This is a genomic window from Streptomyces sp. NPDC058470, assembly GCF_042721055.1.
In the GTDB taxonomy this organism is placed as follows: domain Bacteria; phylum Actinomycetota; class Actinomycetes; order Streptomycetales; family Streptomycetaceae; genus Streptomyces.
The window spans coordinates 82,420-95,098 of record NZ_JBHXMF010000027.1 but is presented as its reverse complement, the minus strand read 5'-3'; the positions used below and the strand labels follow the sequence as shown (position 1 = coordinate 95,098).

The 12,679-nt window shown below is 70.2% G+C and carries 9 protein-coding genes; 7 read left to right on the top strand and 2 right to left on the bottom strand.

Annotated features, from left to right (window positions below; genetic code table 11):
* The first annotated feature begins 10 nt into the window (after window positions 1-10).
* From cofD to ACFWP7_RS21030, 3 genes are all read left to right on the top strand, one after another.
* A complete protein-coding gene (cofD, locus tag ACFWP7_RS21040; RefSeq protein ID WP_384383053.1) occupies window positions 11-970 on the top strand; it encodes a 2-phospho-L-lactate transferase in 960 nt (319 codons plus the stop codon).
* A 227-nt stretch (window positions 971-1,197) separates the two neighbouring features.
* Complete coding sequence (locus ACFWP7_RS21035; RefSeq protein ID WP_384383078.1) at window positions 1,198-2,508, top strand: coenzyme F420-0:L-glutamate ligase; 1,311 nt, start codon at window positions 1,198-1,200, stop codon at window positions 2,506-2,508.
* A 107-nt stretch (window positions 2,509-2,615) separates the two neighbouring features.
* Window positions 2,616-3,617, top strand: coding sequence for a DNA-3-methyladenine glycosylase family protein (locus ACFWP7_RS21030; protein WP_384383052.1), 1,002 nt, complete (start codon window positions 2,616-2,618; stop codon window positions 3,615-3,617).
* A 148-nt stretch (window positions 3,618-3,765) separates the two neighbouring features.
* On the opposite strand, the gene ACFWP7_RS21025 is transcribed toward ACFWP7_RS21030, so the two are convergent.
* Together ACFWP7_RS21025 and ACFWP7_RS21020 are read right to left on the bottom strand one after the other, a co-directional pair.
* Window positions 3,766-4,848, bottom strand: a complete 1,083-nt coding sequence (locus tag ACFWP7_RS21025) for a sugar phosphate nucleotidyltransferase (RefSeq protein ID WP_384383051.1) — start codon at window positions 4,846-4,848, stop codon at window positions 3,766-3,768.
* Window positions 4,849-4,968: 120 nt separating this feature from the next.
* Window positions 4,969-6,384, bottom strand: a complete 1,416-nt coding sequence (locus ACFWP7_RS21020) for an N-acetylmuramoyl-L-alanine amidase (RefSeq protein ID WP_384383050.1) — start codon at window positions 6,382-6,384, stop codon at window positions 4,969-4,971.
* 139 nt (window positions 6,385-6,523) lie between these two features.
* On the opposite strand from ACFWP7_RS21020, the gene ACFWP7_RS21015 reads away from it, so the two are divergent.
* The 4 genes from ACFWP7_RS21015 to ACFWP7_RS21000 all read left to right on the top strand — a co-directional run bounded on the left by ACFWP7_RS21015 (window position 6,524) and on the right by ACFWP7_RS21000 (window position 12,666).
* A complete protein-coding gene (locus tag ACFWP7_RS21015; RefSeq protein ID WP_384383049.1) occupies window positions 6,524-7,279 on the top strand; it encodes a TIGR03089 family protein in 756 nt (251 codons plus the stop codon).
* Between the two features lie 157 nt (window positions 7,280-7,436).
* Window positions 7,437-8,762 (top strand): LCP family protein, encoded by a 1,326-nt coding sequence (locus tag ACFWP7_RS21010; protein WP_384383048.1) that lies wholly within the window; start codon window positions 7,437-7,439, stop codon window positions 8,760-8,762.
* Between the two features lie 250 nt (window positions 8,763-9,012).
* Entirely contained in the window at window positions 9,013-10,764 is a 1,752-nt protein-coding gene (locus ACFWP7_RS21005; RefSeq protein WP_384383047.1) for an LCP family protein, read from the top strand.
* A gap of 123 nt (window positions 10,765-10,887) precedes the next feature.
* On the top strand, window positions 10,888-12,666 hold the full coding sequence (locus ACFWP7_RS21000) for an LCP family protein (protein ID WP_384383046.1): 1,779 nt from the start codon (window positions 10,888-10,890) through the stop codon (window positions 12,664-12,666).
* Window positions 12,667-12,679: the final 13 nt, after the last annotated feature.

The window sequence follows — 12,679 nt, the reverse complement described above, 5'->3', positions numbered from 1 at the left end:
ACTGATTCCCATGCGCATTGTGGTTCTGGCAGGCGGTATCGGTGGTGCCCGGTTCCTGCGTGGTCTCAAGCAGACCGCGCCGGACGCCGACATCACGGTCATCGGCAACACGGGGGACGACATCCACCTTTTCGGGCTGAAGGTCTGCCCGGACCTCGACACGGTGATGTACACCCTCGGCGGCGGCATCAACGAGGAGCAGGGCTGGGGTCGGGACAATGAGACCTTCCACCTGAAGGAGGAGCTCGGGGCGTACGGGGTCGAGCCCGAGTGGTTCGGGCTCGGCGACCGGGACTTCGCGACGCACATCGTGCGGACGCAGATGCTCGGGGCGGGCTTCCCGCTCAGCGCCGTCACCGAGGCGCTGTGTGACCGGTGGAAGCCGGGCGTCCGCCTCATCCCGATGTCCGACGACCGTATCGAAACCCATGTCGCCGTCGACATCGACGGTGAGCGCAAGGCCATTCACTTCCAGGAGTACTGGGTGCGGCTGCGGGCCTCCGTGCCGGCCGAGGCCATCGTGCCGGTCGGCGCCGAGCAGGCCAAGCCGGCGCCCGGGGTGCTCGAAGCCATCGCCGAGGCGGACGTCATCCTCTTCCCGCCGTCCAACCCCGTCGTCTCCGTCGGCACGATCCTCGCTGTGCCGGGCATCCGGGAGGCGATCGCCGATGCGGGCGTTCCCGTGGTCGGCCTCTCCCCCATCGTCGGTGACGCGCCCGTACGCGGCATGGCCGACAAGGTGCTGGCGGCGGTGGGCGTCGAGTCCACGGCCGCCGCGGTCGCCGAGCACTACGGCTCGGGGCTCCTGGACGGCTGGCTCGTCGACACGGTGGACGCCTCCGCCGTGGAGCGGGTGGAAAGTGCCGGGATCCGCTGCCGGGCCGTGCCGCTGATGATGTCCGACCTCGACGCGACGGCGCAGATGGCGCGTGAGGCGCTGACGCTGGCGGAGGAGGTGCGGGCGTCTTGAGCACGGGGCTCCCTCCGGAGGAGGAGTTCAGGGACGGCCAGGGTTCGGCGGGGCCCGCCGGGGTGGGTGCGGGGCTTGGTGCGGAGCCTGGTGCGGCGGCGGCCACGGGGGTGGGTGCGGGGCTTGGCACGGCACAAGCCACCAACGTGAACGCGGAGCCCGGCACCGCACAAGCCACCAACGTGAACGCGGAGCCCGGCACCGCGGGGGCCGGGCGGCGCGGCGCGGTGGGGTTCGGGGTTTCTCCCGGCTATCGGGTCTGGGCGTTGAGCGGGCTTCCCGAGGTTCGCGAGGGCGATGACCTTGCCAAGGTCATCGCCTCGGCCGAGCCGGGGCTCGTCGACGGTGATGTGCTCCTCGTCACCTCCAAGATCGTGTCCAAGGCGGAGGGACGGATCGTCGAGGCCGCCGACCGTGAGGCCGCCATCGACGCGGAGACCGTACGAGTCGTGGCGCGTCGCGGAGCGCTGCGGATCGTCGAGAACCGGCAGGGGCTGGTGATGGCCGCCGCCGGGGTCGATGCCTCCAACACCCCTGCCGGAACCGTGCTGTTGCTCCCCACGGACCCCGACGCCTCCGCACGCACGATTCGGGACGGACTGCGGGACGCCCTCGGCGTGGACCTCGGTGTCGTGATCACCGACACCTTCGGGCGGCCCTGGCGCACCGGGCTCACCGATGTCGCCATCGGGGCCGCGGGCGTACGGGTCCTCGACGATCTGCGCGGCGGCACGGACGCGCACGGCAATCCGCTGAGCGCGACCGTCGTCGCCACCGCAGACGAACTGGCCGCCGCCGGTGACCTGGTCAAGGGCAAGTCCGCCGGGCTGCCCGTCGCCGTGGTGCGCGGGCTGCCGCACGTGGTGTCGGAGGACGACGGGGAGGGAGCGCGGGCGATGGTACGGGGCGGGCGCGACGACATGTTCCGGCTCGGCACCTCGGAGGCCGTACGGGAGGCGGTGACCCAGCGGCGTACCGTACGGGCCTTCACCGACGAGCCCGTCGACCCCGGTGCCGTACGACGGGCCGTGGCCGCGGCCGTCACGGCGCCCGCGCCGCATCACACCACTCCCTGGCGATTCGTCCTCCTGGAGTCCGAGGAGTCCCGGACGCGGCTGCTCGACGCCATGCGGGACGCGTGGATCGCGGACCTGCGGGGCGACCGAAAGGCCGAGGAGTCCATCGCCAAGCGGGTGCGCCGCGGGGATGTGCTGCGCAACGCGCCGTACCTCGTCGTGCCGTGTCTGGTGATGGACGGGGCTCATACGTACGGCGACGTACGGCGGGACGGTGCCGAGCGCGAGATGTTCGTGGTCGCCGCCGGAGCGGGCGTGCAGAACTTCCTCGTCGCGCTCGCCGGGGAGCGGCTCGGCTCCGCCTGGGTGTCGTCGACGATGTTCTGCCGGGATGTCGTACGAGAGGTGCTGGGGCTGCCGGAGGGGTGGGACCCGATGGGGGCGGTGGCCGTGGGGCACGCGGCGGAGGTGCCCAGGGCGCGGCCCGAGCGGGATGCCGGGGAGTTCATCGAGGTGCGGTGACCCGTGCGTTCGGGGCGGGCGGAGCGCCTACTCTCGTACGGCATCCAGAGCATCCCGAGTTTCCCGAGCATCTCCAGGACCCCCTAAGACCTCATAGGACCTCATTCGTGGCCGGACGCTTCGCTCCTCGGCCGACGCGTACGACTGTGCGCGGCGGGCATGTCGTGGTGCCCGGTAGCGTGCCGCGGCCCGCTACCGCACCCGGGCGCACGCGTACCTGGACGCCGCCCTGGCCTCTCGACCTCGGGCTCGTGCTCGGCCCGCTGCGGCGCGGGCCGGGCGATCCCACCTTCCGTACGACGCCGGACGGGTCCGTGTGGCGGGCCTGCCGGACGCCCGCCGGGCCCGGGACGCTGCGGGTCGCGCTGCGCGGCGGGGTGGTTCACGGCGAGGCGTGGGGAGCGGGGGGCGAGTGGTTGCTCGACCGGCTCCCGGAGTTGCTCGGGGCGCTGGACGATCCGGAGGCCTTCGAACCGCGGCACCGGCTGGTCGCGGTCACCCGGCATCGGCGGCCGGGGCTGCGGCTGACCCGTACCGGCCTGGTGCTGGAGTCGCTGATTCCGTCCGTGCTGGAGCAGAAGGTCACCACGGACGAGGCGTACCGGGCCTGGCGGTTGCTCGTACGGAAGTACGGGGAGCCGGCGCCGGGGCCCGCGCCGGAGCGGATGTACGTCATGCCGGCGGCGCGGACCTGGGCGTTGATTCCCTCCTGGGAGTGGCATCGGGCCGGGGTCGACAACAAGCGGGCTTCTACGATTCTTCGGGCCGTACGGGTTGCTGCGCGGCTTGAGGAGGCGGTGCTGTTCGACCCCGTGCGGGCGCAGGCTCGGCTGGAGTTGGTGTCCGGGGTGGGGCCGTGGACGTCTGCGGAGGTTGTGCAGCGCAGTCATGGGGCGGCGGATTCCGTCACCGTCGGGGATCTTCATCTGCCCGGCATCGTGGGGTACGCCCTGGCCGGGGATCGTGACGCGGACGACTCCGTGATGCTGGCGTTGCTGGCGCCCTATGCGGGGCAGCGGCATCGGGCGGCTCGGCTGATTCTGTTGTCCGGGCGGGCGCCGGCTCGGCGTGTGCCGAAGATGCCTCGGGGGGATATCGGGCGGCTTTGAGCGGGGCGCGGGGCGGGCCGAGTGCTTTTCGCCCCCTCCGCCCCCGCCCGTCCCTTGTTCCTGGGGGCTGCCGCCCCCAGACCCCCGCATCGGCCTGAACGGCCTCGTCCTCAAACGCCGGACGGGCTGAAAATCTCGGCCGCCGGTGCTACTGGTCCGACGAGAAGCGGATCGAGCCTCCCGGGATCCTGGCGTCGCACCAGATCCGTACGCCCTCTCGCAGTTCGTTGTCCGGGCCGATGACCGCTCCGTCACCGATCACCGCGCCCTCCAGGATCGAACGTTCGCCGATGCGGGCGCGGGCGCCGATGAAGGAGTCGGTGATGACGGCGCCGGGTTCCACGACGGCGTCGGAGAGGATCGTGCTGCCCGTGATGCGGGCGCCCTCGCCGATGTGCGCGCCCTCGCCGATGACCGTGCCGCCGGTCAGCTTGGCGTCCGGGGCGACGATGGCGGTGGGGAGGACGAGGCGGTCGCCGCAGCGGCCCGGGACTGCCGGGGAGGGGGCGCGGCCGAGGACCAGGTCCGCCGAGCCCCGTACAAAGGCCTGCGGGGTGCCCAGATCGAGCCAGTAGGTGGAGTCGACCATGCCCTGGAGATGGGCTCCGGTGGCAAGGAGCTCCGGGAAGGTCTCGCGCTCCACCGAGACCGGGCGGCCCTCGGGGATCGTGTCGATGACCGAGCGGCGGAAGACGTACGCCCCCGCGTTGATCTGGTCGGTGACGATCTCCTCGGGGGTCTGGGGTTTCTCCAGGAAGGCGGTCACGCGGCCGGTGGCGTCCGTGGGGACCAGGCCGAACGCGCGCGGGTCCTCGACACGGGTGAGGTGGAGGGAGACGTCCGCACCCGTCGTCTCGTGGGTGCGGACCAGGGCCGGGATGTCCAGCCCGGTCAGGATGTCGCCGTTGAAGATCAGGACCGGTTCGTCGGGGCCCGAGCGCAGGCGGGAGGCCACGTTGCGGATGGCGCCGCCGGTGCCCAGGGGCTCCTCCTCGGTGACGTACTCGAGGTGGAGGCCGAGCGAGGAGCCGTCGCCGAAGTAGGGCTCGAAGACCTCGGCCAGGTAGGAGGTCGCCAGGACGACGTGTTCGACGCCCGCCGCCCTCGCCCGCGCCAGCTGGTGGGTGAGGAAGGGGACCCCGGCCGCCGGAACCATCGGCTTGGGGGTGTGCACCGTGAGCGGGCGCAGTCTGGTGCCTCTGCCGCCGACCAGGAGGATCGCTTCTGTCACCTGTCGTCTCTGCTTCCTGCCGGGACCGGCCGAAGTGTGTTTCGGCCGGCCAGTGTATGCAGACCGTTCGATGGCGCTTTCGACGGCCGGCGGTGCGGTCCTCCCGTGCTGCCGGCCGTTCTACCTGCCCTGATACTTGGCCGCCGCCTTACGGGCCGTGCCGAGTTTGCTGTACAGCTGCCAGCCCGGACACTCCGTGCTGAACCCGTCCCGATGGCCGGAGATCACGTTCAGTCGTACGTTCTTTCCTTTTTTGTAGAGATTGCCACCGCCGGACTTCAGATATGTCTTTCCGCGCGGATTGACCCCGAAGAGGCCGAGCTTCCATGCCGTGAGCTTCGCGATGGCGGTGACGGCGGATGCGGACGGCTTGCTCTTGCCGAAGCTGCCGAGGACGGCGATCCCCATGCTGTCGGTGTTGAAACCGAGAGTGTGTGCGCCCGTGACGGCCTTCGCCACGCCCCCGGCGCGGCCTTCGTAGATGTTTCCGCACTTGTCGACGAGGAAGTTGTAGCCGATGTCCCGCCAGCCGCTGCTCACTACGTGGTAGCGGTAGATACTGCGGATGACCGAAGGGACCTGCGAGCAGCTGTAGTTGTTGCCCGAGGCGGTGTGGTGCACGAAGGCGGCCTTGACCTTCTTCGAGTAGACGAAACCGCGCTCGCGCAGCTTCTCGTTCGCGCCCCAGCCCTTGCGCGTGATGATGCGCGGACGCGGGCCGATGTACGGCTTCACGCGCTGCTCACCGGGGCGCTCGGCGAGGAATTCGCGCTCCGTCTCCTGCTGGGAGAGCGCGGGGAGCACGTTCGGGGCGAGCTCGGGGATCTCGGTGGCGCTCGTGGGGTCGAGGCGGCCGGGGTCGACAGCGGCGTACCCGGCGTACGCGGCGGAGAGCGCGCCGGCCCGTGGGGCGCGCACCTGTGCGCCGGAGCGCGTAAGCCCCGGTTGTGCGCCGGTGTGGGGGGCGTCCGGCTGCGCGCCCGGGGATGCGGCGTCGGCGCCGGGCGCGACAAGTTCGAGACGCAGCCCCCTGGGGAGCGGCGAATCGCCCGCTGTCGTCGCGCGCTCGTCCACCTCCGCCTGGACGCGCACCTCGACGCCGTCCGAGTCGCCCACCCACAGCGGCGCCGTGGACCCGCGCACCCGGCCCGAATCACCTTCGGCGGTGTCCGGGTCGGCCGCGTGTTCGTGGTTGTGCGTCTCGACGTCCTGCCAGCCCGACCAGTTGCCGGTGGCGGCGGCCCGGGTACGGACCTCGACTCGGCCGTGCAGTTCGCTGTCCGGGTTGTCCCAGACGATGCCGACGAGCGAGAAGGGCCGTACGTCGCGTCGGGTGAGCCCTTGTTCGGGGGCGGCGGAGCCGAGGGCGCGCTCGCCGGTGAGCGGGACGAGCGGCAGCGACTGGGTACTGCCGGGGGCAGCGAGTTCGGACGTCACCGCCGATGGGCCGGCCTGCGCCGGAGCGGACAGGGCCAGCGGCAGGGCGAGAGCGGCCGCACAGGTGACGCTGACCGAGGAAGCAAGGAATCCATGCATGCCCCTGATCCTGGACATAGTCATACATATCTGTCTATCCGGGAATTGACGGACCGTCGGGCGTCACTCGTCCGAACCGGTGGCCCGGCAGGCCGGACCCGCACCCGCCCCACACCCTCACCCGCGTACCCTTGCCCACGTGAACGCCACCGACCGCACCCCCGCCGACCTGCTGCGATCCGCGCTCGCCACGGATCCCGCGCGCCCCCTGGTGACCTTCTACGACGACGCCACGGGCGAACGGATCGAATTGTCCGTGGCCACCTTCGCCAATTGGGTGGCCAAGACCGCCAACCTGCTCCAGAACGAGCTGTCCGCCGAGCCCGGTGACCGGGTCGCGCTGCTGCTGCCCGCGCACTGGCAGACGGCGGTCTGGCTGCTGGCGTGCTCCTCGGCGGGTGTCGTCGCCGATGTCGGGGGCGACCCGGCTGCGGCGGACCACGTCGTCGCCGGACCCGGCGAGTTCGAGGCCGGCCTCGCCTGCTCCGGCGACCGGATCGCACTGTCGCTCGCACCGCTGGGCCGGCGCTTCCCGACGCCACCCGCCGGGTACGCCGACTACGCCGTCGAGGTGCCGACGCAGGGGGACCGTTTCCAGCCGTACGCGCCCGTGGACCCGGAGCTGCCGGCGCTGATTGTCGCCGGGGCGGAGTACACGAGTGCGGAGCTCGTCGAGCGGGCGCGTGCGGATGCGGCGGTGCTCGGGCTGACAGGTCCCGGGTCCCGGATCCTGTCCGCGCTGCCGTACGACACCTGGGAGGGGCTCAGCGCCGGGTTGTACGCGGCGCTCGCGACCGGCGGGTCCGTGGTGCTGTGCCGTCATCTGGAGCAGTTGGGCGAGGATGCGCTGGCCAAGCGGATCGAGAGCGAGAGGGTTTCGGCGACGGCTCGGTGACGCCGTCAGTGGCCTGCGGGCCGCCTGTGGCCGGCCGCCCGGTTCCCCGCCCCCGGGGTCATCCGTTCGGCCCATCAGCGCCCCGCCCCCACCCCCGCCCCACGCCATGGTCGTAGGAGCAGGACACGCTCGCACGCCATGAGGGGTGGACCCAGACGTGACCGACACCGCAGGCACGCCCTCCGGGGCGCCTGAGCAGACGGCCACTCCCGGCGCCCTGGGTCCCGGACTCGGCTCCACCCCCACCGGCGCCGGTGTCATACGTCGCCGCAGGCGCTGGCTGCGTCATACCGCGATCGGAGTCGCGGTCGTGCTGCTCGGGGCCGCGGGGACGGGCTGGGCGGCGTACGAGAAGCTGAACGGGAACATCACGGCGGACAACGACGCCGCGACCGAGCTCGCCCGGTACGAGAAGGAACGGCCCACCGCTCTGGTGCGCGGCGCGCAGAACATCCTGTTGATCGGGTCGGACTCGCGGGCCGGGGACGGCAACGCGCAGTACGGGCGGGACTCCGGCACGGAGCGGTCCGACACCACGATCCTGCTGCACCTCGCCGCGGACCGGCGCAGCGCGACCGCCGTCTCCCTCCCCCGCGACCTGATGGTGGACGTGCCCGGTTGCCGCCGCCCGGACGGCACCCGTACCGAGCCGATGTTCGTGATGTTCAACTACGCCTTCCAGGCGGGTGGTTCGGCCTGCACGATCCGTACCGTCGAGAAGCTCACCAACATCCGCGTCGATCACCACATGGTCGTCGACTTCAACGGTTTCAAGGAGATGGTCGACGCGGTCGACGGTGTCCGGGTGTGCCTGAAGGAGCCGATCGACGACAAGGAAGCCATGCTGAAGCTGCCCGCGGGCAAGGTGACGCTCAACGGCGAACAGGCCCTCGGCTACGTCCGCGCCCGCAAGAGCATCGGCAACGGCAGCGACACCGATCGGATGGACCGCCAGCAGCGCTTCCTCGGCGCCCTCGTCAACAAGGTGCGCAGCAACGACGTCCTGCTCAACCCCACGAAGCTCTACCCCGTGCTCGACGCGGCCACCTCCTCGCTCACCACGGACCCGGCGCTGGCAAGCCTGCGCGGGCTGTACGACCTCGTGCGCGGGATGCGCGACATCCCCACGGAACGGGTGCAGTTCCTGACGGTGCCCCGGACGTCGTACGTCTACAACGCCAATCGCGACCAGCTCGTGAAGCCCGAGGCGGAGAAGCTCTTCACGCGGCTGCGGGCGGACGCGCCGGTGGCGGTCGCGAAGGATCTTCCGGAGGTTTCAGCCGATTCCGCCACAAAAAGCTCGCACAAGAGCGGGCGTGAGAGCGGCGGCGAGGGCGACGGCGAGAGCTATGACGCGGACGCCTTCGATTACTCGTACGAGGACGGAAAACCAGGCGGAAAGGGACCCGGCGGAGCCCCGCGGACTCCCGACCCGGCGCCGACTTTCCGGGGGAACACGGCGGCCGAGGACGCGTGCGGGTAAAGCCCACGTCAAGGCGGGGAACAGCTGAGCTTAGAACTCTCTGAGAAATAGGGCGGATTGCCCAGTTGTAGGCAGGTGGAATTTCTCACTGTCGTCGCTTGACGCTGAACTGGGCGGATAGTGTGAGCGATCCGGTGCACCCGGCCTCCAGGTCTGTCCTGCGGTCGCGCACTGCTGGACCGAGTGACCGAGCGCCTTTATGTAGGGGGAAATAAGGCGCCGCGTGGCCCCGACGGAGGACTCAAGAACCGTGGACGCGCAAGGCCGTGGGCGGGCGGACGATATCGACCCCGCAGACCAGTGGGTACTCAACCCGAACACCGGCGACTACGAACTGCGACTGCGGCCTTCCGCACCGCAATCACCAGTCCCCGGTCCTCGCAGATCCGCCCGTGACACGGGAGCCGTCCCGACGGGCAACCGCAGCGCGCCCGTCCGGGAGCCCGGTGATGCTCCGGGCGGCGTTCCCGACACCGATGTGCCGGGGCCGCGCAGGCGCCGCGGTGCGCCCGCCGAACCGCCTCCTGGGCGACGGCGGGGCCGTACCAAGCCGAAGAAGTCGAAGGCGAAGAAGATACTGCTGTGGACCGGCGGCACGATGGCCTTCGTGCTCGTCGCCGTCTCTGCCGCCGGGTACTTCTACATCAAGCACCTCGAGGGCAACGTCCAGACGACGGACGTCGGCACCGCGGCGTCCAGCAGTTTCAGCAAGGACGAGGCCTTCAACATCCTCATCATCGGTACGGACAAGCGAACCGGTGAGGGCAACGAGGACTACGGCGACTCCGGCAGCGTCGGGCACGCCGACACCACCATCCTGCTGCACGTCTCCAAGGACCGTACGAACGCGACCGCGTTGAGCATTCCGCGCGACCTGATCGTCGATATTCCGGACTGCGAGACGATCCAGCCGGACGGCTCCAAGAAGATCATCCCGGGCACGACCGGCGTCCGCTTCAACACCAGCCTCGGTCAGGACGGCCGGGACGCGGGCTGCACCATGCGTACCGTCAAGGAAGTCACCGGCATCACGCCCAACCACTTCATGATGGCCGACTTCAACGCGGTCAAGACGCTGACCACCGCGGTGGACGGCGTCGAGGTCTGCCTCGCCGAGGACGTCGACGACCCCGACTCGCATCTCAAGCTCTCGGCGGGCACGCACACGATCGAGGGTGAGACGGCGCTCGCCTTCCTGCGCACCCGGCACGCCTTCGGCAACTCGGGCGACCTCGACCGCATCAAGGTCCAGCAGCAGTTCCTGGCCTCGCTGATGCGCAAGATGGCCTCCAGCGACACCCTCACCAACCCGACCAAGCTGCTGAGCCTGGCCGAGGCGGCCACCAAGGCGCTGACCGTGGACACCGGTATCGGCAAGGTCAGCACGCTCAAGGACGTGGCCCTGGAGCTGAAGAAGGTGCCGACGAAGAACATCACCTTCCTCACGACGCCGGTCATCGACAACCCCGCCGAGGAAACCCCCGTAACGGTCGTCGTCCATCCGTCCGATGCCCAGCCGGTCTTCGACATGATCAAGGACGACGTGTCGTTCACCGAGGTGGAGGCGCAGAAGAAGGAGGAGGCGGCCTCGGTCGCCGCCCGGCTCGAAGGCACCCAGTCCGCGGCCGCCGACGTCCGGGTCAACATCTACAACGGCGGCGCCCCCGCCGGCTCCGCACAGGAAACACTTAACTGGCTGCAGAATGATGAGGGCGTGCTCAAGTCCAGCCAGCTCGGCAACGCCGAGGCGACGCTCAGCAAGACGACCCTCGAGTACGCGCCCGACCAGGCCGATCAGGCACGCAAGCTGGCCGATCTCATGGGGTTGTCCGGCTCGGCGATGAAGCCTGGAAAGAGCGAGACGAACGACCAGGGTCTGCCCGCGATCGTGCTGACCCTGGGCAAGGACTTCAAGGGCGCGGGGGTGTCCATGACCGCTCCGACAACGGCGCCGGACACGGTCGAGAAGTCCACCGCGGACAAAACAGTGTGCGCCAGCTGATGACCTAACGGGTCCGTCAGGCGTCCAACAGGACGAGAGCGCGTCCGACTTGGGCGCGAGAAACGTTCAACTGGGCGCGGGACGGTCCCGTTTGTCAGGCGCAGGGTGGGGAGGGGCAGGGAGATGGCGCGAAGTGGTGTGCGCGGAGAGGGAACACGCTCAAACGGCCGGGGGGCCGGTGAGCACGGCTGGGACGACAGCCTGTACGACGGGAGCGGGGAGCCCGCTCAGGGGGCGGACGGCGACTCCGGTGAGCGCGCCGACAGTGCTCCGGCTTCGGGAACCGACGGTCGGACGGCCGAGGACACGATGGCCCTCACGCCACAGGGAACCGACGGTCGGACGGCCGAGGACACAATGGCCCTCACACCGCAGGGGATCGGCCGGAGCGGCGGCGGGCGCGGGGGCGCGGCACGCCCGCGCCGCAGACGCCGGATACTTCGCTGGTCGGCGATGGTCCTGGCGGTCCTGATACTTGGCACCGCGGGTGCCGGTTATCTCTACTACCAGCACCTGAACGACAACATCAAGAAGGACGACCTGAACATCGGCGACGCGAAGGACCGCGCCGCCGAGTCCGCGGCGAACGCGGCCGGCCAGACGCCGCTGAACATCCTGCTGATCGGCTCGGACGCCCGGGACACCGAGGAGAACCAGGAACTCGGCGGCGCGAAGGAGACGTTCGGCGGCACCCCGCTCGCGGACGTCCAGATGCTGTTGCACCTCTCCGCCGACCGCACCAACATGTCGGTGGTCAGCATGCCGCGGGACACGCTGGTGGACATCCCCAAGTGCACCGACCCGGACAACGGCAAGGCGTACGCGGCGAGCACCGTTCCCACCATGACCAACCAGACGCTCGGCCGCGGCGGCCCGGGCTGCACGGTGGCCACCTGGGAGAAGCTGACCGACATCCACATCGACCACTTCATGCAGATCGACTTCTCGGGTGTGGTCTCGATGGCGGACGCGATCGGCGGCGTCCCGGTCTGCGTGGACGCCAACATCTACTCCAAGGACAGCCAGGGCCACGGCTCCGGGCTGAAGCTGGAGGAGGGCACCACGTACGTCAAGGGCGAGCAGGCCCTGGAGTGGCTGCGCACCCGTTACGGCTTCGAGGACGGCAGCGACCTGGCGCGCGCCAAGGCCCAGCACCAGTACATGAACTCGATGGTGCGCGAGCTGCGGGACAACGCCACGGTCTCCAACCCGACGAAGCTACGCAGTCTCGCCGAGACGGCCACCAAGGCGCTGACCGTCGACAAGGGCCTCGGCACCGTGAAGGAGCTCTACGACCTCAGCAACGAGCTGCGGAAGGTCGAGCCGAAGCGGATCACGATGACCACCATGCCGAATCGATACGTCGGCGCGCGCGTGGAGCCCACGGACGACGCGGACAAGCTGTTCCGCCTGGTCCGCGAGGACATCGCGCTCGACGGCCAGGACAAGGAGAAGACGGCCGTCGAGGAGACTTCCTCGGATCCGGCCGCCGCGGACGACAAGATCGGCGTGGCCGTGCTGAACGGCACGCGGACATCCACGCAGTCGCCGGTCAGCGGGCGCGCGAGTGAGGTGAGCGAACTGCTGGTCGGCAAGGGCTTCACCCAGGCATCGGCGGAGCAGACGGAAGCGACCGCCGAGGACAAGACGCTGATCCGCTATCCGAGCGCCGACCTGGAGGGTGACGCCCAGCGGGTCGCCAAGTCGCTGGGGATTCCGATGAGTTCGGTGGAGAAGTCGACGAGCGTCTCGGGCGTCACGCTCGTGGTCGGCGCCGACTGGCGCGAGGGCACGACGTACAAGGCCGAGGCGGAGGACAACACGACTCCGGACACGGCGGAGGCCCTCAACGGCGCCGACGACAAGGCCTGCATGCATGTGAACCCGAACTACACCTGGTAGAGCACGAGTTGGG

Excerpts from the sequence above, each read along its gene's own strand:
- cofD (WP_384383053.1), top strand. The coding sequence starts at position 11 with ATGCGCATTGTGGTTCTGGCAGGCGGTATCGGTGGTGCCCGGTTCCTG.
- ACFWP7_RS21020 (WP_384383050.1), bottom strand. The coding sequence starts at position 6,384 with ATGCATGGATTCCTTGCTTCCTCGGTCAGCGTCACCTGTGCGGCCGCT.
- ACFWP7_RS21000 (WP_384383046.1), top strand. The coding sequence starts at position 10,888 with ATGGCGCGAAGTGGTGTGCGCGGAGAGGGAACACGCTCAAACGGCCGG.